The following is a 19,999-nucleotide window of genomic DNA, read 5'->3' as shown; positions in this document are numbered from 1 at the left end:
TGAACTTAGGCCTTGAAACATTGGCCGTTCGAATAGAAAGACATTGTCAGAACGCATTAGAAGTAGCGACATTCTTAAATGACACATCAGACATTCAAGCGGTGTACTATCTTGGTCTTAAGACCGATCGTTACCATGAGCGGATGAAAAAATATACACCAGAAGGGGCGAGTGGCGTTATATCCTTTGATATTGCAGGTGGAAAAGAACGGGCAATTAAGTTTATGGATGCTTTAAAGCTTGCCAGTAATGTTGTCCACGTCGCAGACATTCGTACCTGTGTGTTGTACCCAGCTTCTGAAACGCATCGGCAGTTAACAGATGAGCAATTAAAAGACGCCGGCATCACACCAGGATTGATTCGTTTATCAATCGGTTTAGAAGATATCGAGGATATTATTGAAGATATCCGGCAAGCTTTTGATGCTTCAAGGGCCTAGTTCAAAGAGTGAATGGTCGTAATAGGGTAGAGAAAAGCCGTCAACATATTTTTTACGTGTTGACGGCTTTTCTAATGTTTAACACCGTGATTTACACTATATTCATCGTGCTAATTAGAAGAACTTTTTTATGTTACCTAACATATCATCTACCTGTTCAAGGTTTAATTTTGCCTTTACCCCCTCAACAATCGGGTCGATATGTTCATTCGGTAAGTTTATATCAAATGTTTCTTCTAGGGCTGTTGTTGGATCATCAAAAAACTTTTCTTTAAAATTTTCATCCGAACGGACTTTGTTCACGACATCATCAATGATTCCCTTAATATCCATATTTATCACCTCTTCAACAATATTTTGCTTCCTACTTATTCTTACCACCGAATGCTTTCGTTAAAACGTAATAAGTCCCATCGACATTTCAACGATAAAAGCGACAATCACAACTAAAATCGAAATAATAAAGCCTAAGGCAAAAGGTTTCAATCCTGACCGTTTCACGTCTTTTAATGATGTTTTTAATCCAATGGCCCAAGTGCCATGACCATGAGGAATTTACTAATCGTTGATAATGATGCCTGTAATGCGTCAGGAATAAGACCAACTGTATTAAAGACAGCCATCACGACAAACCCAAAAATAAACCAAGGGAAAATACTCGTTAGTTTGAATGCAGGGCGCTCTTCAGCTGGCTCCATCCGGTGCTGAATCATTGAAAAGACGAGAATCGTTGGAATAATGGCTAATGTTCGTGTTAATTTGACGGTTGTCGCAAAGTTGCCCGCTTGTTCAGAGAAAGCGTAGCCTGCAGCGACGACACTAGATGTATCATTGACAGCTGTTCCTGTCCAAAGACCATAAGCAATATCTGATAACCCTAACCACTGTCCCATCAGTGGGAAAAGTAGTATCATCAGCATATCAAAAATAAAGGTCGTTGACATCGCATAACTAATATCCGCATCACGCGCTTTAATAACAGGGGAAAGTGCCGCAATAGCGGATCCACCACAAATGCCCGTACCAGCAGAGATTAACGAACTCATACGCCAATCAATCCCAAACACTTTTCCAATCAAATAACCTCCTAAAAAGCAGGTGATAAGTGTAAAGACCATCACATTAAGCGATAATTTTCCGACGTTTAGAATTACGGATAAGCTAAGCGTACTTCCCATCAAGATAATCGCAAACTTTAGCACTTTTTTCGAAGTGAAAGATAACCCTTTTTGAACGTTTGGTTTGTTGTTTATAACAGGATGTAAAATGATACCGATAAATAGAGCTAAAATAGCGGCACCAATAATGTCTATCGGTAAGAGTGTCTCAACAATCGTCGCTATTAATGCAATCATAAACGATAAGATTAAACCGGGTAATATATTTTTCATCTATTGATCAACCTTTCTATTACTACTTACTTTAGCATAATACATTTTTATGATAAAATAAAATGATGATTTTTTATTTATGATAAATTTATATTATGAATATAACTCACTTTACTAAACATCATGACTTAACATGATGAAGATATGGATAGACAGAAAGGAAGGTAATCATGCTTGATCAAAAATTACGTACATTCATTAAAGTCGTTGAATATAAAAACTATACAAAGGCAGCAGAAGCGTTAAATTTAACGCAACCAGCTGTTAGTCAACATATTAAAAAATTAGAAGCACACTATGGTCTGCCACTCATCGAATTAAAAGGGAAAGCTGTTAAGCTTACTAAACAAGGTGAAATTGTCTATAATTATGTTCAAGTACAGCGTTCGAATGAGGCCCATTTATTAAATAAATTAAACCGCGTCTCACAACCGATCCGAATCGGTGCGACGTTATCGATAGCGGATTATTATTTAGAATCCTACTTGGATTATTATTTACACAAAGGGTATGATGATGTCTCAGTGACGGTCAATAATACAAAAGTCATGTTGCAAAAATTATTAGATGATGAACTGGACGGCGCATTTATTGAAGGCATCTTCGACAAAGATATGTTTAATTACGAAGCTTTCACTCGAACCAGTTTTAAAGCAGTAGTGAGACATCATCATCCGTTGTTAAAGGAAACCCGACAATTAAAGGATCTGTACAACTACCCGTTAATTTTAAGAGAACAAGGATCAGGCACACGTAAAATCTTTGAACAATACCTCAGTCAACAGAATGAGTCTTTGCTATCTTTTAAAAAAATATACGAAATCGGCAGTTTTATGTTGTTAAAATCGATGTTAAAAAATACTGATGCGGTGTCGTTTATGTATGAAAATGTTGCTTTAAAAGAAGTGACCAATCAAACGCTTGATTACGTCACACTTTCTGATGTAACGATTGAACGTCCGCTTTACTTTATTTATCCAAAGCACTCACTCAAATCAGAGAAGTTAAAAACATTTTATCGGCGCTTTTTTAATGCTGATAATTAAGTATGTGGTGTGTTTATATAAACGAGAAATAGACAGACCATTATTATGACGATAGAAATGGGGCCTAACCGATGACTGAAAAGGAAAAGATGATTGCAGGAGAAATGTATGACCCAAGTGACGAAACACTGATGAATGATCGTCTTGCTGCTAGAAAGATGGTCAGACAATATAACGAAACAACAGAAGAACAACCAGACACACGCGCCAAACTCTTAAAAGAGCTATTAGGTTCAACAGGTCAACACATCTATATGGAACCTAATATTCGTTTTGACTATGGCTATAACACCCATGTTGGCGAGAATTTTTATGCTAACTTTGATAGTATTATTTTGGACGTATGTGAGGTGCGAATCGGTGATAACTGTATGCTTGCGCCAAATGTCCAAATTTACACCGCCACACATCCAGTGGAACATCTTGCGAGAAATTCAGGGAAAGAGTACGCTAAACCGATTACGATCGGGAATAATGTCTGGATTGGAGGGGGCGCCATCATTAATCCAGGAGTGACGTTAGGAGATGGTGTCGTCGTTGCATCTGGCGCTGTTGTCACAAAGAGCTTTCCAGGAAACGTCGTGATTGGCGGAAATCCTGCGCGAATGATAAAACATATTGATCAATAGACGCTTATCACTATTCGAAAAACAAGACCTTCTTTTTAGTGTGGTCTTGTTTTTTGTTAAAGGATTCTTCATGTTAGAGGTAAAGCAGAATATAAAATATACAGGCGATTAGAAGAAAGATGATAAAAACCTATTGGCAGACACCTATTGATTGTATATAATTGTACGGGTTACAGAACATGTAGGAGGATGACACTGTTGAAAAAAATCAGTCATATCATACTTTTATTATTCGTTGCACTGGGTGTCACACTTGTATCAGGTGACGATATCTTTGATATATTCATAGATCAAACCGACCAATCAACGAGCCAAGTGGACATAGAAGAAAGTGGGCACTACACAAGTGTTGAAGCAGTGAGCACTTATATTACAATGTATCAAGCCTTGCCATCTAATTATCTAACAAAAAGCGAGGCTTATGATTTAGGCTGGGAACCAGATAAAGGGAATCTACATGACGTTGCGTCAGGTATGAGTATTGGTGGTGATCGTTTTTATAACCGGGAAGGGAAACTGCCAGAAGCCGCTGGTGTGACGTATTATGAAGCCGACATTGATTATACAGGTGGCTACCGCAATGAAAAACGACTGGTCTATTCAAATGGGGGAGAGATCTACTACACAGCGGATCATTATCAAACATTTGAGGAGATAGAAGTGGGGGAATCTCAATGACAGAAATTGTCTTAGATGGTGAGCGTATCGTCACTCTCGGTGACGTTCATAGGGAAGTAACAGACGTGCTTAAACCGAATTATTACGGTGCTAATTTAGATGCTCTGTGGGATGTAATAACCTCTCAAAAAGCCGTGCGTGTCGTCATTAAACATGAGGCGTTACTACAACAACATTTAGGGAATGACTATCAATCATTGATAACCCTGTTTAACGATGCGGCTAAACAAGTGTCGATTAATTTTTCAATAGTTATCATACGTTAAGGCATTTATATTAAAGAGCGTTTATACTTTAGTAAATACGACATGAGAGACATAAACAGACAGTGACGTCTAAAAGGGAAGTGATAGAATGAGTATGGAATCAATACCATTAAAAAAGAATTTAGGTACACTTGATTTAGTCTTGTTAGGGCTTGGTGCGGTCATTGGCACAGGCATCTTTGTTGTGACTGGTGCTGCTGCCGCTACGTATGCCGGACCTGGCTTAATCTTTTCATTTATTATTGCAGGGTTCGTTATTTTTCTTATGGGCCTTTGTTATGCTGAGCTAGCTAGTCGGTATCCCGTAGTCGGCGGACCATACGCCTATATGTTACAAATTGCTGGGAAACGCTTGGCTTGGGTCGCTGGCTGGTATACCATTTGGGAATATTTACTCGCTAGTGCCTCAGTTGCGTCCGGTTGGTCAGGTTATGTCAATGGCTTTTTAAACGGCTTAGGTGTTGGCTTACCCGTTATTTTTCAGGCCTCTTTTAATCCGGAACAGGGGACATATGTGGATTTAATTGCCGTGTCGATGACACTGCTTGTAACGTGGCTTGTCTCGTTTGAGGCTAAGAAAGCTTTACGCCTTAATAACTTTATGTTTTTTATTAAGTTCGGGATTATCGCTTTATTCATCATCGTTGGTATCTTTTTTGTTGAACCCAGCAACTGGCAGCCGTTATTACCGTTTGGATTTTCGGGCGTTGCGAGTGGAGCGGCGTTATTGTTTTTTGCCTTTTTAGGTTTTGATTCGATATCGATGGCAGCTGAAGAAGTGAAGAACCCTCAAAAGAGTTTGCCCCTTGGCATCTTTTTCGCGATTGGTATTTCAGCGTTACTCTATATTTTAGTCACGCTCGTTCTTACCGGAATTGTGCCATTTACTGAACTCAATGTCAAAGACCCGGTTGCCTTTGCGCTTCGATACGTCGATCAACACGTGCTCGCAAGCATCGTTTCAGTCGGCGCGATATTAACGCTTTTAACCGTGCTTATTGCGATGCTTTATGGACTTGCGCGTTTACTTTTTGCGATGAGTAAAGGGGGGCTTTTACCACGATACATGAACCAGGTCAATAAAAAGACCGGGGTCCCTACGAATGCGACATGGACAGCCGGTATTATCACAAGTATTTTTACTGGGTTAATCCCACTTCAACAATTAGCAGAAATCACAAATTTAGTCACATTAATTGTGATGATGATGCTTGCGATTGGTGTGATTGTCATCCGTAAGCGTGAAGGAAAGCCAACAGATGGTAGTTTTTATGTCCCACTTGTTCCGCTTGTCCCAATACTAGCTGTTCTATCAACACTCTATTTAATTTTCCAATTGTCACTGTTAACGTGGCTACTCTTTTTAGTAGTGACATTCATTGGCTACATTATTTTTATTGTCAATCAAAGAAAAACAGCGCACAAAACTTCATGAGTTATATACCCTTGTATTAAGAATAATTATGAGAGAAAAGCCCTTCTTCACATTCGAAGAAGGCTTTTGCCGTTTTATTTTACTAAAAGCGATTATAGTGTAGCGCTTATTTTTTTAACGGATCCGGATAATCGACACCTTTTGTATCCACTGTCATCGTTTTGATTTGTTGTTCTTCAACTGGCACATCATTTGGGCCTGTTTCTACTTGAGCTAGTTTATTTACTACTTCCATACCTTCAGTCACTTGACCGAAACCAGCATATTCACCGTCTAAATGTGTGGCCGCCTTATGCATGATAAAGAACTGCGAGCCGGCAGAATCAGGTGATTGTGACCGGGCCATAGAAATGACTCCGGCTCATGAACCAAGTCATTATCAAATCCATTGGAATTAAATTCACCAGGAATCGAGTAATCGGGTCCACCTAAACCGTTCCCTTGTGGATCGCCACCTTGAATCATAAAGTCTTCGATAATGCGATGGAAAATGACACCATCGTAAAACCCATCTTCGATGAGTGCGATAAAATTCGCAACGGTATTTGGTGCTGTATGTGGATACAGCTCTAATGTAATTGTCTCACCGGTTGCCATTTCAATGGTAACAATCGGATTGTCCGTCACTTCAGGGTATTGCTCATAAAAGGCGGTTTGTTCTTCTTCAAAGGTAAGGGTTGTGTCTTCTGGAGTGTCTTCTATTGGTTCATCAGTCGCTGTGTCAGCACATCCTACAACGATGGCAATAAGTAAGACTGACGAAAGTAATAACGCTATTTTTTTCATTGATATTCCTCCTGCATGTGTATTCCTCAGATAGTATAGCACGAAAAAATAGAAAAGAGAAAGGGCGATATACCATTGCGAATATTTTTAGATCCTGGTCACGGGGGACGTGACCCTGGGGCCTGTCATAAACAGTTAAAAGAAAAAGACCTGACGTTAGCTATAGCGCTGCGTATACGAGATCAATTAACTCAGCACAAAGATATCATGATTAAATTATCCCGACACGTTGATGAGACGTGTTCATTATCCGATAGAGTTCTTCTGGCTGAGCGTTTTAAAGCAGATTTTTATCTATCTATTCATATTAATGCAGGAGGAGGAACAGGTTTTGAAAGTTATCGGTATTTAAATACGAGTAAAAAAACAGGTGATTACCACCAATTCATTCATCAAACCATCTGTCAATCATTAGACGTGACCGACCGCGGTATGAAAAAAGGAGATTTTTATGTCTTAAGAAAAACGTCAATGCCTGCCGTACTAACAGAATCACTGTTTATTGATCATCCGCTTGATTATGTTGCCTTATTTAAGTCATCGATGGTTGAAAAAATCGTAGCAGCTCATGTCAAGGCTATTATATCCGTGAAAAACACGTTACTAAAACCGAATAGTATAGTATGTGGTTCGTTTAAAAATATCATATTAGCAAATAAACGCCAAGCCGAACTAAGCCAGCATGGTTTTGACGTTGACATTATAAAAGCAAACGTCAACGGTGCGCCATTTTACCGGGTGATCGTTTATGATGATGGGGTGACACCAAACGTAGAGGCGAGACTAAATGCGCTAGTATAACAGCTTTAAAACGAGCTAAAAAATAAAAGCAGGGTCATTGGTAAACACCAATGACCCTGCTTTTTATTTAATGTGGCGGTACAAACCGACCAATTTACCTAATACCGTTATGTTTTTATATAGAAGAGGCTCCATATTTGAGTTTTCTGGTTGTAAGCGAATATGGTCTTTTTCTTTAAAGAACCGTTTCACTGTCGCTTCACCGTCGTCCGTTAAGGCAACAATAATATCGCCATTATTTGCGGTATTTTGTTGTCTAACGATGACAACATCTCGGTTATGAATACCTGCTTCAATCATACTGTCGCCCTCAATTGTTAAGGCAAACGTATTAGTTTCTGTATTTGTTAAATATGATGGAATTGGAATAAATTCATCAATATTCTCAATTGCGGTAATCGGAAGTCCAGCGGTTACTTTCCCGATGTGAGGGGCATAAGCCACTTCACTGCGCATCTTCGGATTCATTTCTGTTCCGTCAACGATTTCAATCGTCCGTGGTTTAGTCGGGTCACGTCGAATATAGCCTTTTTTCTCCATGCGAGCGAGATGACCATGGGTTGTTGATGTAGATGATAAGCCAACTGCTTCACCAATTTCTCTTACAGAAGGTGGATAGTTTTTAGTTGCTTGATAATGTTTAATGAAATTAAGAATCGCTTCTTGACGTTTTGATAGGGTATCCATTCATTGTCCCTCCAATCAATTTTAGTTAAGTATACCATATTAATGTAACGTAAATCAAACGTTTGTTCGAAAAACATTGACACCGAACAAACCCTTTCGCTACACTAAAATAGAAAGTATGTTTCCATGAAAAGAAGGTGCAACAATGCGTGTCATTATTTACTGTCGAGTCAGTACAACAAAAGATGAACAAGTCTCGTCACTCATCCGCCAAAAACAAGAATTATTAGCGTTAGCTGAACATAAACAGATGGATGTTCTTGATATTATCGAAGAGAAAGTAAGTGGGTATACAATTGAGCGTGACGGCTTATTGTCATTATTTGATCAATGCCAAACCGGGAATGTCGATGCGGTACTCGTTCAAGATGAAACACGGTTAGGCCGCGGTGAAACGAAAATCGCTATTTTCCATCAATTAAAGAAATCCGGCGTGAAGATCTTTACCCAATCGCAAACAGGTGAATTTCAGTTATCTGAATCTGATCGTATGGTGTTAGAAATCGTGGGGATTGTGGAAGAATACCAACGAAAAATCCATAACTTAAAAATCAAACGCGGGATGAAAAAAGCGGTACAAAATGGTTACCGACCTGAGAAAAACTTAACAAAGATTGACCAAGCAAAAGGGCGAGACACAAAAGTGTTTCCGGTTGAAGAAGTTGTTAGGTTGCGAAATAATGGGCTAACATTTAAAGATATTGCGCTTACCTTACGTGGTTTAGGTTATAATGTATCTAAAGCAACCGTCCACCGCCGCTATCAAGAATACCTCTCACTTGCAGAAAGCGGTGAAGATTCGTTATGATAGACATAGTGAAAATCAACAAATTAAGGAGATTTAAAATATGCTGTCACAAGAAAAGTTAGCCCGCATTAATACTTTAGCTAAAAAAGCAAAAGCGGAGGGCTTATCAAATGAAGAAAAAGAAGAACAACAAATCTTACGAGAAGAATATTTACAAAATGTAAGAAAATCATTTAAGAACCAATTCAAGGGGATGACCATCGTTGATCCTAACGGCGATGATGTCACACCCCAAAAAATCAAGAACTTACGGTCAAAAAATTAAGATTATTCATTAAAATGTACAATTTTGTCTTGTGTAAATAGCGTTTTCATTATAGGATATAAATTGTACGTACATATTAATCTATGTATGAATCCAGAAAGGGGTTTAAGAAGTATGACAAATCAAGTACAACAAACATCAATTAATGCTATTCGTACGCTTTCTATCGATGCCATCCAAAAGGCAAACTCAGGACACCCAGGGTTACCAATGGGGCTGCGCCAATGGCGTACACATTATGGACTGAGTTTATGAACCAAAATCCAAAGCATTCAAAATGGTTCGATCGTGACCGCTTCGTTTTATCTGCGGGTCATGGTTCTATGTTACTTTACTCATTACTACACTTATCAGGTTATAATCTAAGTATTGACGACCTTAAAAATTTCCGTCAATTAGGGTCACATACACCTGGACACCCTGAAGTGACAGATACAGATGGCGTCGAAGCAACAACAGGACCTTTAGGTCAAGGGATTGCGATGACTGTCGGCATGGCGATGGCAGAAGCTCATCTAGCGGCAAAATATAACCGTGATGACTTCAATATCGTTGATCACTATAGCTATGCACTTGTAGGTGATGGTGACCTTATGGAAGGTATTTCACACGAAGCGGCTTCACTAGCGGGTCACTTAGGATTAGGCAGGTTAATCGTCCTTTACGATTCAAATGATATCTCATTAGATGGCGATTTAGATAAATCATTCTCAGAATCTGTTGAAAAACGTTTTGAATCATACAACTGGCAAGTCATTCGTGTCGATGATGGTACCGATGTTGAGGCAATTAAAGCGGCCATTAAAGAAGCACAAGCCAACACAACACAACCGACAATGATTGAAATTAAAACCGTTATTGGTTATGGTTCACCAAATAAACAAGGTAAGAGTGATGCTCACGGTGCGCCACTTGGTGATGATGAAATCAAACTTGTTCGTGAGAACTACGCTTGGAATCATGCACCATTTGAAGTACCTGAGGACGTTTACCAAGACTTTGAAACAAAAGTAGCGAAACGCGGCGCTGAAGCAGAAGCTGAGTGGAATAAACTTTTCGAAGCTTATAAAGCAAAGTATCCTGAATTAGCAGCAGAATTTGAACTAGCGATGAACAACGAATTACCAGAAGGATGGGCAGACGAACTACCAATCTTCACACCAGGTGAAGATACACTAGCCACACGTGCTTCAAGTGGTAAATTAGTCAATGCGCTATCAAAAGCTGTTCCAAGTCTATTTGGCGGTAGTGCTGACCTTGCTGGTTCAAACAAAACACGTATGGATGATGAAGAAGACTTTGATAAAACAAACTATGCCGGCCGAAACATTTGGTTTGGTGTACGTGAATTTGCGATGGCAGCGGCTCTTAACGGTATGGCGCTTCATGGCGGTTTAAAAGTATACGGCGGAACATTCTTCGTCTTTAGTGATTACTTACGCCCAGCTGTTCGTTTATCAGCGATTCAAAAGTTACCAGTGACTTACGTGTTAACGCATGATTCAATTGCGGTAGGAGAAGATGGCCCAACACACGAACCGGTTGAACAATTAGCCGCCTTCCGTGCAATGCCTGGTATTTCTGTTCTTCGTCCAGCCGATGGTAACGAAGTAGCAGCGTCATGGCGCTTAGCGATGGAGTCAACGGATACACCATCATTACTTGTCTTAACGCGTCAAGACCTTCCAACACTTAAAGGTACAAACTACGAAGGCGTTAAAAAAGGTGGTTACATCGTAAGCCCAGCAGAAAAAGCTGTCGCTGACGGTATTTTAGTCGCAGCTGGATCTGAAGTTCAACTGGCGGTAAGTGCGCAAGAAGAACTGAAAGCAAAAGGCATCGACGTGAGCGTTGTTAGTATGCCAGCTTGGGATCGTTTCGAGCAACAAGACCAAGCATACAAAGACTCTGTCTTACCTAAAGATGTGAAGAAACGTCTGGCCGTTGAAATGGGATCTCCACTTGGATGGGATCGTTACGTTGGTGATGAAGGTGATATCTTAGGTATCGATACCTTTGGTGCATCTGGTGAAGGTAACCAAATCATGGCACACTTTGGCTTTACTGTAGATAACGTTGTGAAACGTTTTGAAGCAGTATTCAATAAGTAACCGATGCAGTTAAAATGAATAATTAATCTTCATGAAGAACCCTTTGATTGTTGTAAGGGTTCTTCATTTGTCTCGTTTAAGATCACTTAAGATTGAGATTAAGGGTGAGTTTACTTGTTGCTATTGTAATTAAGTGAAATATTTAATATACTAAGTAAGAATTGATTTGAAGGAGGAAGTTGAATTATGACACTAGGGATCGGTTGGGTTATCCTCATTGCGATTATCGCGCTTGTAGCTGGTGCTGCATTAGGCTTTTTTATCGCGAAAAAATACATGATGGATTACTTAAAGAAAAATCCACCAATTAATGAGCAAATGCTCCGTACACTTATGATGCAAATGGGTCAAAAGCCATCGCAAAAGAAGATCAATCAAATGATGCGTGCGATGAATAATCAAAACCCAGGAAAATAATGAATCAGAAAGTTAAAGACATATTCAGTTAGCGCTGAGTATGTCTTTTTTATATGTCGATCCACCTATTGTTTCAACAACTATTTTCGACAATATTACAGGCTAAAGTCACAGTCAATTAATAAGACCTATGACTCTTATCACTATTTTAGGTAACAAACAGAGAATTTCCATTGTTTGTGTATAATTTAACAAATAATGTGTTATCATATGGATGAAAATACTATGAGAAGGTGACTGTGTTGAATGTGAAAACTTGGTGTCAATCTTTGATTAAAGAAACGCAAATGAAGTTCGATGCGCGTGTATATGATTATCGTTTAAGTCACTTACCACAACATATATTAGATCAACTAGAAGATTGTCGATACGATTTTTATCTTGTGACCAATGGTGACGGATATATTCAGTATTATTCTAAATCTACCCATCATCATTTACCTCAAGAATGTTTAGATAGACCATTTATATATCAATGGCTACACCCTGAATCGCATGAATCGTTTTCAAACCATGTAAATCTTACAACAGGCGATTTATCACCTACATTTTCAACTATACACATCCTTTTAGATAACCACACCTGTCTTGCGTGTAAATGTAATGCGATAAAATTTCATCAACATCTTTTATTTGTCTTTCAACTACAGCCAACGCACCCACTCACTCAGATGACACCCGAAAATGAACGTCTCATTACGCTAGGGGAAATGGCCGCGGGTCTCGTCCATGAGTTTAAAAATCCACTCACGTCACTTAAAGGCTTTATTGAGTTAATTAAAGCAGGCGTCCCATATGAAAAAGAGTATTTTCGTGTGATATCAGATGAGCTGCAACGAATGGATGCATTAACGACAGAATTATTATCATTATCAAAACCATCAAATGCTTCAATGGATATCCTTGAGTTAAACCAACTGTGTAAGGATGTTGCCTTGTTGTTTAAACATCAATTAAACCAACGACAAATACATTTGAACGCGCACTTTGATCAGGTTGTCTATTGCTTAGGAAACGCTTGTCAATTAAAGCAAGTATTAATTAATTTGATCAAAAACGCCATGGAAGCCATAGAAGAATCAGGTCATATTACCATTGAGTTAACGAAACGAACGAATACAGCCGTGATTCATGTCACGGATACTGGGGTTGGCATTCCTGAAGAAAAATTATCAACCATTATGGAACCGTTCTATACGACAAAACAAACAGGGACGGGGCTTGGCTTAGCTGTTACGAGAAAGATCATGACGAATCATGATGGTGAGATTTCAGCTGTATCAACAATGAATAAGGCACAACTTTTACCTTAAAGTTACCGTGTCATCCGCCACAATCGATGGAACAAATTAGTTAATCCCTTATGTGCTCTAGGTTAGTAAGTAAAAAATATTGTCGAAATATTTTACATATTTACGATTTTACTTTACAATAGTAAAGTACATAGCCATGTCTTTTGAGAAATGACATGTGTTGCCCTAAATAGAACGATATAGGAGGGATTAATTCAGTGATTAATACGAAACAATCATTTGAACTTAACGGAAAAACAGTAAACTATTATCAATTAAAAGCATTAGAAGAAGCAGGTAAAGGCAACGTTAGCCGTTTACCATTCTCTATTCGGGTCTTACTCGAGTCATTATTACGCCAATATGATGGCCGTGTGATTAATGATGAGCATATTGATGGACTTATTAACTGGGATAAACAAGCGAAAACAGATGTCCCATTTAAGCCATCACGCGTTATTTTACAAGATTTCACCGGTGTACCAGCTGTAGTAGACTTAGCGTCTTTACGTAAGGCGATGGTTGATATGGGTGGTAAAGCCGATCAGATCAATCCTGAAGTACCGGTCGACTTAGTCATCGACCACTCAGTACAAGTGGATGCATTTGGGACAAACAGTGCGCTCCTTACCAATATGGAATATGAATTTGAGCGTAATATGGAACGTTATCAATTCTTAAACTGGGCACAAAAAGCATTCGATAATTATCGTGCCGTACCACCTGCGACAGGGATTGTACACCAAGTGAACTTAGAATACATTGCTAAAGTCGTACACCAACAAGAAAATAATGATGGGACAATCGATGCGTATCCTGATACATTAGTTGGGACAGACTCCCATACAACGATGGTTAACGGTTTAGGTGTCCTTGGTTGGGGTGTTGGTGGAATTGAAGCTGAAGCAGGCATGCTTGGACAACCTTCTTATTTCCCTGCACCTGATGTTATCGGTGTGAAATTTACTGGTTCCATGCCTAACGGCATTACAGCGACTGATCTCGCTCTTAAAGTGACGCAAGTTTTGCGTGAGAAAAAAGTCGTTGGTAAATTTGTTGAATATTTCGGACCAGGCTTAAAGGAAATGCCACTCGCTGACCGAGCAACGATTTCAAATATGGCACCTGAATACGGTGCGACATGTGGTTTCTTCCCAGTTGATGAAGAATCACTAAACTACTTACGTCTAACTGGACGCGACGAAGAACATATTGCCCTTGTAGAAGCTTACTGTAAAGCAAATGACCTGTGGTATGACTCAAGTCAACCTGACCCGGAATTCACCGATCTCGTTGAAATAAACTTATCTGACCTACAGCCAAGTCTTTCCGGCCCAAAACGTCCGCAAGACTTAATCTTACTCTCAGATATGAAAGACTCATTCCATAAAGCCGTGACAGGACCAGCAGGTAACCACGGATTCGGTTTAGATAAAAAAGAATTTGATAAAGTCGCAAAAGTGACACACGAAAATGGCGAGAAGAGCGAGATGACAACAGGGTCGCTGGCGATTGCGGCGATCACCTCTTGTACGAATACATCAAACCCTTATGTGATGTTAGGGTCAGGCCTCCTTGCGCGTAACGCTGTGAAAAAAGGCTTAACGGTGCCACCATATGTCAAAACATCACTCGCACCTGGTTCCAAAGTCGTCACGCGTTACTTAGAAGACGCTGGCCTTATGCCTTACTTAGAGGAATTAGGCTTTAACTTAGTCGGTTATGGTTGTACAACGTGTATCGGTAACTCCGGTCCACTCGAACATGCGGTTGAAGAAGCCATTGTTGAACACGACTTAACCGTCGCTTCTGTCTTATCAGGTAACCGTAACTTTGAAGGACGGATTCACCCACTTGTTAAAGCGAACTACTTAGCTTCACCACCGCTTGTGGTGGCGTATGCACTAGCTGGTACCGTAGATATCGACTTAATGAAAGAACCATTAGGTTATGACCAAGACAATCAACCGGTCTACTTTGATGATCTATGGCCATCACTTGATGAAATTCGTGACGAAGTGTTCCGAGTGGTCACACCAGAAATCTTCAAGAAAGAATATGCGAATATTTTTGACTCTAATGAGCGTTGGAATGCGATCGAAACAACAGACGAACCTTTATATGAATGGGATCATGACTCAACCTATATTCAAAACCCACCATTCTTTGAAGATTTATCACGTGATCCAGACGAAGTTAAACCGTTAAATGATTTGCGCGTGATTGGTAAGTTCGGTGATTCGGTCACCACAGACCATATTTCACCTGCGGGTGCTATCGCTAAAGATATGCCAGCCGGCCGTTACCTCCAAAAAAATGGGGTAACTCCGCGTCAGTTTAACTCTTATGGTTCTCGTCGTGGTAACCACGAAGTGATGATGCGTGGAACGTTTGCTAATATTCGTATTAAAAACATGTTAGCTCCAGGTACAGAAGGAGGATTTACCACTTACTGGCCAAAAGAAAAAGTGATGCCGATTTATGATGCCGCGATGAAATATCAAGAACAAGGCACAGGATTAGCTATTTTAGCTGGCAATGATTATGGTATGGGCTCGTCTCGTGACTGGGCGGCTAAAGGTACCAACTTGTTAGGTATAAAGACAGTCATTGCGAAAAGTTATGAACGGATTCACCGTAGTAATCTTGTGATGATGGGTGTTTTACCACTTCAATTTACTGACGGAGAAGATGCCGATACACTTGGACTAACAGGTCGAGAAGCGATTTCCGTTGCGATTGATGAATCGGTCACACCGAATCAAATAGTCAAAGTAACGGCTACAGCTGAAGATGGTACAGTAACAACGTTTGATGCGATTGCCCGTTTTGATGGTGACGTTGAAATCGACTACTATCGTCACGGTGGTATCTTACAAATGGTTCTTAGAAATAAACTCGAGCAAACAGAAGCTTAATTTTAAAAAAGTCACCCAACCATTGGGTGACTTTTTGTCTGCCATTTTACAATCAGTGTGTCCCATGATGACCAGCTAAACGACAGCGTGAAAGTCTAAAGGATATTTGGCTTACCACAGGCAATCAGCAAAGTCATCAAATCGGCAAAATTATGTTAAACTGATAAAAGAGATCATAAGGGGATGAGAGAATGACAAACCATTTAATATTTTCAAAAATAAATGAATCCACGTTATTGAATTGGACAGATATAAACCAACCACCACCATACAGAGAAATTGACTGTTTACGGGCAATTGATCAATACCGGGCGGAACCAGAAAAGCTGTCGGATACAGCCGTCAGTGCACTGCATGCGATGCTTGTCTATCATCGCTTGATGCGCCATCATGATGTTGACCACTTATCAGATAAGTTACTTGCGCTCGCAAAAGAATATGATGCCGACTTTCCGATGATTGACACCCTCGCTCAAATCAAACAATTTTACCGGGTGTTTCAAGATATTAAAACGTTAGATGTTGACGGGTTTTCGATGCGGGAAACAGATTTTGATCAGTTAAAACTGAAAAAGATGACCGAATTAAAAGAAGAGATTAATCGGTTCTTTGAACTCACGCGGCATGTGTCAATTTATACAAGTAGTAAAAGTCACCCGCTGTACCACATCTTTAAAGAGCTAAAAGAAGCCCTTGTTGAGTTAGAAAGTGATTTAGACGACGGGATTCATCTAATTGAAAACCGAAGAACCGGTGTTCAAACGAGTAAGATTAATCAATCGGTGCGACAAATCGTTCAACTCATAGAAGATTTTAATGCGGCCTTTCCATCGATTTTTAATTCAGAGGTGAAACAATCACCGCTTGAGAAGCTTGAATCAATGGTCGGTTTGGAGCATGTGAAGCGTTATATGCGCCAATATTATCACTATTTAAAGTATCAACAAGACCGAAAATCAATTGGTTTTCAAATGATTGATGAACCAGGACTGCATATGATTATTACGGGAAATCCAGGGACGGGTAAAACGACGATCGCCCGCCTCCTCGCAGAAATTTATCATGAGCTTGGATTACTCGAAACTAAGAAAGTCATTGAAGTGAATCGCTCACATTTAGTCGGATCGTTTGTCGGACAGAGCGAAGAAAATACGATGGCTTATATCAGAGAAGCGGTCGGTGGGGTGTTATTCATTGATGAAGCTTATAGCTTACACCGACAAGACCAAAGTGGCAGTGATTACGGACAAGCGGTGATTGATACAATCGTATCAGCCATGACAAGCGGAGAGTATGCCGGCAAATTTGCCGTCATCTTAGCTGGTTACCCTGAAGAAATGCGCCAATTTTTATGGGCGAATCCAGCCTTAGAAGCCGTTTTCCTGAACAGAACTTTATTCAATTACCCGACTTTAAAATCAGTGAGTTGTTAGAAATTGCAGAAGAAGTGGCGTTACAGAATGATTACTTCTTTACCGAAACAGCTCTTAATGGCTTTTATGGACTAATTGAGCGCGCAAAAGTTGATGATTCTTTTGGGAACGCTCGAACGGTTCGCGACCTTGTTATGAAAGCGATCTTTAAAAAAGGCGCGTCCATCTCGGTCGATGACCAAGATGATTGGCTCGACCATATGCATATTGAATCAAAGGATTTAGCGGTCATGGATGACGACCAGGACGAAAGTGATCCAATGGAGCAATTAGAAAACTTGATTGGGTTATCTAATGTAAAAGATGAAGTGAAGAAACTATCATCGTTTGTGAAGATCCAACAAACGAGAAAAAATCAAGGTTTGCCTTCTGTACCGATTCAACTCCATGCGGTATTCTCTGGCAACCCAGGAACAGGAAAGACAACGGTGGCTAAAATTTATTCAAAACTATTAAAAGAGCGCGGCTTACTGAAGCGTGGCCATTTTATTTTAGCTTCAAGAAGTGACCTTGTCGCTGGTTACGTTGGCCAAACGGCTATCAAGACAAAAAATAAAATCCGTGAAGCACTCGGTGGCGTCCTGTTTATTGATGAAGCATATAGCCTTTACCGCGGCGAGAATGATTTTGGTAAGGAAGCGATTGATACACTCGTAGATGAAATGACAAAACATAACGAAAATCTTGTCGTTATTTTAGCAGGATATAAACAAGATATGAAACGTTTTATTGACAGTAATCCGGGCTTAAGCTCACGATTTAAAAAGTATTTTGACTTCCAAGATTATTCTGGTACAGAGCTACTCGATATTGCCTGCTTCCATATCGGTCGCTATCATTATCAAGTCAATGATGGGGTTAAAGACTACCTGCTTGAACAATTCTCAAAACAAGCAGTCAAAGGCAACGCCCGCTTTGTTGTCAATCTTGTCGAAGAAGCAATCCAATTCCAAGCCCTGCGTCTAGCTGAGGCAGATGACTTAACGGAAACATTTACTGATTTATCTGTCCAAGATTTTAAAAATGCGTGGGAACAAGTAAAAGGGAGTGCAGATGAGTGAAAAAGGTAACGGAGAAAATTAATGTACGCTATCAAGAAACAGACCAAATGGGGGTTGTTTATCATGCAAATTATTTGGTTTGGTTTGAAATTGGTCGGACCGCTTTTGTTGAATCATTAGGCTTTAATTATCATGACATGGAAAAAGAGGGTGTGGTATCGCCTGTCACCCATATTGAAGCGGATTATAAACGACCCGCTAAATACGGTGAGCCATGTTATGTGACAACTTGGGTGGAAAGTTATGATGGTCTTAGAACACGTTATGGTTATGAAGTCACTAATCATAATGATGAGTTATTAGTCACAGGTTTTAGTGATCACGTGATTGTCAAACAAGATAGTTTCCGTCCGATTTCAGTCAGACGACGATTCCCCGATTGGCATGCGGCTTATATAGAGGCGATGACATAATCATGGCTTTTGGTATTACACGAAAAGAACTGAAACAATGGCAAGAACAAGTCGCACGGGGAGAGATTGCTTTTTTAACACATTACTGGCAGGATCATCGATTTAAAGACGCCACATCCGTCACAAAAGTTGGTTCAAATGACTTAAACAAATTGAAGCAATGGGGAGCCCAGTACGGTTTACACCCCGATTGGATTGATCATAAAGAAGACTACCCTCATTTTGATTTGTTTCCACCGTTTCAAAAAGAGATTCTTGAAAAAGAAGGTCACATTGATCAGGTTAAACGATTTAATTTATAACTAACAATAAGCAGGTAAAGGCGGAGGTCCGCTTACCTGCTTATTTTTTGTCGTATCGGTAAGTAGTGTGATCTGATCGATACGAGACATTTGACAGATTTACCGTAGCTTAGTTATAAAAGTGCGGAATTGTGATAATACCTACCTTTACATCAGGTTTCACGGCATTACATATGAAACTTAAAAATTGAAGAATGGTTGATCTATTGGTTGGTTTCCAGCTGAAAAAAGGGAGTGGCTTAACCGATTTTTTATACAGAAAAATAAAAAATACATGAAAGGTTAGCCCTAAAATCAAATAAGGTTGAGTATCACGATAAATAGATGCTTGAAACGGGTTTGAATTTCGATAATAACCGATATTTATTGACTTGATAGGGCGGGCAAATCGCTATATGCTGTAGTTATCTAATTAGACAAGAACCCTCTCGCTGTTGACAGTATGAAGGACATTAAGAAAAAGTGACAAGGTATTAGAAGTAAACGATAGCGAAAGTAGGTGGCAAACATTCACGTTCAAAATCCACACGATAAACTCTTTAAAGAAACATTTCGGCATACGGATGTGACAAAAGATTTCGTGACGTATTATTTACCGGCTCATATTGTTGAACAGATTGATGTCAACACAATAGAGCCGCAGAAAGACAGCTTTATCACTAAAGATTTAGAGGAAGTTTTTTCTGATCTATTGTTTAAAGTTAATATTCATAATGAAGAAGGGTATTTGTATCTATTGTTTGAACATAAAAGCTATCAAAGTCCAAACATCGCCGTTCAGTTACTGAAGTATATGGTGAAGATTTGGGATAGACAACAC

Annotated in this window: 20 protein-coding genes and 2 pseudogenes; 18 read left to right on the top strand and 4 right to left on the bottom strand. The window is 39.6% G+C overall.

Features of this window, described 5'->3' with window-relative positions; all coding sequences use genetic code 11:
* A partial coding sequence (locus tag JCM19043_RS14110; protein WP_197274826.1) for a PLP-dependent transferase occupies nt 1-440 on the top strand: 440 nt, incomplete at its 5' end.
* Nucleotides 441-554: 114 nt separating this feature from the next.
* Here the strand turns inward: JCM19043_RS14110 and JCM19043_RS14105 are convergent.
* Both JCM19043_RS14105 and JCM19043_RS14100 read right to left on the bottom strand, forming a co-directional pair.
* Entirely contained in the window at nt 555-773 is a 219-nt protein-coding gene (locus JCM19043_RS14105; protein WP_062323458.1) for a hypothetical protein, read from the bottom strand.
* 185 nt (nt 774-958) lie between these two features.
* Nucleotides 959-1,831 (bottom strand): YeiH family protein, encoded by an 873-nt coding sequence (locus JCM19043_RS14100; protein ID WP_197274825.1) that lies wholly within the window; start codon nt 1,829-1,831, stop codon nt 959-961.
* A gap of 170 nt (nt 1,832-2,001) precedes the next feature.
* On the opposite strand from JCM19043_RS14100, the gene JCM19043_RS14095 reads away from it, so the two are divergent.
* From JCM19043_RS14095 to JCM19043_RS14075, 5 genes are all read left to right on the top strand, one after another.
* Nucleotides 2,002-2,877, top strand: a complete 876-nt coding sequence (locus JCM19043_RS14095) for a LysR family transcriptional regulator (RefSeq protein ID WP_062323456.1) — start codon at nt 2,002-2,004, stop codon at nt 2,875-2,877.
* A 71-nt stretch (nt 2,878-2,948) separates the two neighbouring features.
* Nucleotides 2,949-3,506: a maltose acetyltransferase domain-containing protein gene (locus JCM19043_RS14090; protein ID WP_062323454.1), complete on the top strand. Its 558-nt coding sequence runs from the start codon at nt 2,949-2,951 to the stop codon at nt 3,504-3,506.
* A gap of 189 nt (nt 3,507-3,695) precedes the next feature.
* The gene (locus JCM19043_RS14085) at nt 3,696-4,184 is read left to right on the top strand and encodes a ribonuclease domain-containing protein (protein ID WP_177220692.1); all 489 of its coding nucleotides are present in this window, start codon (nt 3,696-3,698) and stop codon (nt 4,182-4,184) included.
* Nucleotides 4,181-4,450 carry a barstar family protein gene (locus JCM19043_RS14080; protein ID WP_062323450.1) on the top strand — a complete coding sequence of 90 codons (270 nt, stop codon included), beginning with the start codon at nt 4,181-4,183 and terminating at the stop codon, nt 4,448-4,450. Before JCM19043_RS14085 ends, JCM19043_RS14080 begins: the two co-directional genes overlap by 4 nt.
* 88 nt (nt 4,451-4,538) lie before the next feature.
* Nucleotides 4,539-5,885 carry an APC family permease gene (locus JCM19043_RS14075; RefSeq protein WP_062323449.1) on the top strand — a complete coding sequence of 449 codons (1,347 nt, stop codon included), beginning with the start codon at nt 4,539-4,541 and terminating at the stop codon, nt 5,883-5,885.
* A 106-nt stretch (nt 5,886-5,991) separates the two neighbouring features.
* On the opposite strand, the pseudogene JCM19043_RS14070 reads toward JCM19043_RS14075, so the two are convergent.
* Nucleotides 5,992-6,671 (bottom strand): annotated as a pseudogene (locus tag JCM19043_RS14070) (peptidylprolyl isomerase).
* A 75-nt stretch (nt 6,672-6,746) separates the two neighbouring features.
* Here JCM19043_RS14070 and JCM19043_RS14065 point away from each other — a divergent pair.
* Nucleotides 6,747-7,472, top strand: a complete 726-nt coding sequence (locus JCM19043_RS14065; RefSeq protein ID WP_062323447.1) for an N-acetylmuramoyl-L-alanine amidase — start codon at nt 6,747-6,749, stop codon at nt 7,470-7,472.
* Between the two features lie 63 nt (nt 7,473-7,535).
* Here the strand turns inward: JCM19043_RS14065 and lexA are convergent, their stop codons facing one another.
* The gene (gene lexA / locus JCM19043_RS14060) at nt 7,536-8,159 is read right to left on the bottom strand and encodes a transcriptional repressor LexA (RefSeq protein ID WP_062323445.1); all 624 of its coding nucleotides are present in this window, start codon (nt 8,157-8,159) and stop codon (nt 7,536-7,538) included.
* Between the two features lie 145 nt (nt 8,160-8,304).
* On the opposite strand from lexA, the gene JCM19043_RS14055 reads away from it, so the two are divergent.
* The 11 genes and pseudogenes from JCM19043_RS14055 to JCM19043_RS14010 form a co-directional block, all read left to right on the top strand.
* The gene (locus JCM19043_RS14055) at nt 8,305-8,967 is read left to right on the top strand and encodes a recombinase family protein (RefSeq protein ID WP_062323443.1); all 663 of its coding nucleotides are present in this window, start codon (nt 8,305-8,307) and stop codon (nt 8,965-8,967) included.
* A gap of 40 nt (nt 8,968-9,007) precedes the next feature.
* The gene (locus tag JCM19043_RS14050) at nt 9,008-9,232 is read left to right on the top strand and encodes a DUF896 domain-containing protein (RefSeq protein WP_062323441.1); all 225 of its coding nucleotides are present in this window, start codon (nt 9,008-9,010) and stop codon (nt 9,230-9,232) included.
* Nucleotides 9,233-9,346: 114 nt separating this feature from the next.
* Nucleotides 9,347-11,343: pseudogene (gene tkt, locus JCM19043_RS14045) on the top strand (transketolase).
* 186 nt (nt 11,344-11,529) lie between these two features.
* A complete protein-coding gene (locus tag JCM19043_RS14040) occupies nt 11,530-11,760 on the top strand; it encodes a YneF family protein (protein ID WP_062323439.1) in 231 nt (76 codons plus the stop codon).
* A gap of 248 nt (nt 11,761-12,008) precedes the next feature.
* Nucleotides 12,009-13,073 (top strand): ATP-binding protein, encoded by a 1,065-nt coding sequence (locus tag JCM19043_RS14035; RefSeq protein ID WP_231631569.1) that lies wholly within the window; start codon nt 12,009-12,011, stop codon nt 13,071-13,073.
* Nucleotides 13,074-13,270: 197 nt separating this feature from the next.
* Nucleotides 13,271-15,970 (top strand): aconitate hydratase AcnA, encoded by a 2,700-nt coding sequence (gene acnA / locus JCM19043_RS14030; RefSeq protein ID WP_231631568.1) that lies wholly within the window; start codon nt 13,271-13,273, stop codon nt 15,968-15,970.
* A 191-nt stretch (nt 15,971-16,161) separates the two neighbouring features.
* On the top strand, nt 16,162-17,403 hold the full coding sequence (locus tag JCM19043_RS19075; RefSeq protein WP_369813888.1) for an AAA family ATPase: 1,242 nt from the start codon (nt 16,162-16,164) through the stop codon (nt 17,401-17,403).
* Nucleotides 17,322-18,464, top strand: coding sequence for an AAA family ATPase (locus JCM19043_RS19070; RefSeq protein WP_369813887.1), 1,143 nt, complete (start codon nt 17,322-17,324; stop codon nt 18,462-18,464). The genes JCM19043_RS19075 and JCM19043_RS19070 overlap by 82 nt, the downstream gene beginning before the upstream one ends.
* Nucleotides 18,461-18,877 carry a thioesterase family protein gene (locus JCM19043_RS14020; protein WP_082394572.1) on the top strand — a complete coding sequence of 139 codons (417 nt, stop codon included), beginning with the start codon at nt 18,461-18,463 and terminating at the stop codon, nt 18,875-18,877. The genes JCM19043_RS19070 and JCM19043_RS14020 overlap by 4 nt, the downstream gene beginning before the upstream one ends.
* Before the next feature lie 2 nt (nt 18,878-18,879).
* Nucleotides 18,880-19,179 (top strand): hypothetical protein, encoded by a 300-nt coding sequence (locus JCM19043_RS14015; RefSeq protein WP_062323433.1) that lies wholly within the window; start codon nt 18,880-18,882, stop codon nt 19,177-19,179.
* 499 nt (nt 19,180-19,678) lie between these two features.
* Nucleotides 19,679-19,999: Rpn family recombination-promoting nuclease/putative transposase (locus tag JCM19043_RS14010; RefSeq protein WP_156321431.1), on the top strand; the 321-nt coding region annotated here is incomplete at its 3' end.

This window comes from Halolactibacillus sp. JCM 19043, from assembly GCF_001310395.1.
Taxonomy (GTDB): domain Bacteria; phylum Bacillota; class Bacilli; order Bacillales; family Amphibacillaceae; genus Halolactibacillus; species Halolactibacillus miurensis.
The sequence above is the reverse complement of the archived record's forward strand: the minus strand, read 5'-3'. Positions and strand labels throughout refer to the sequence as shown.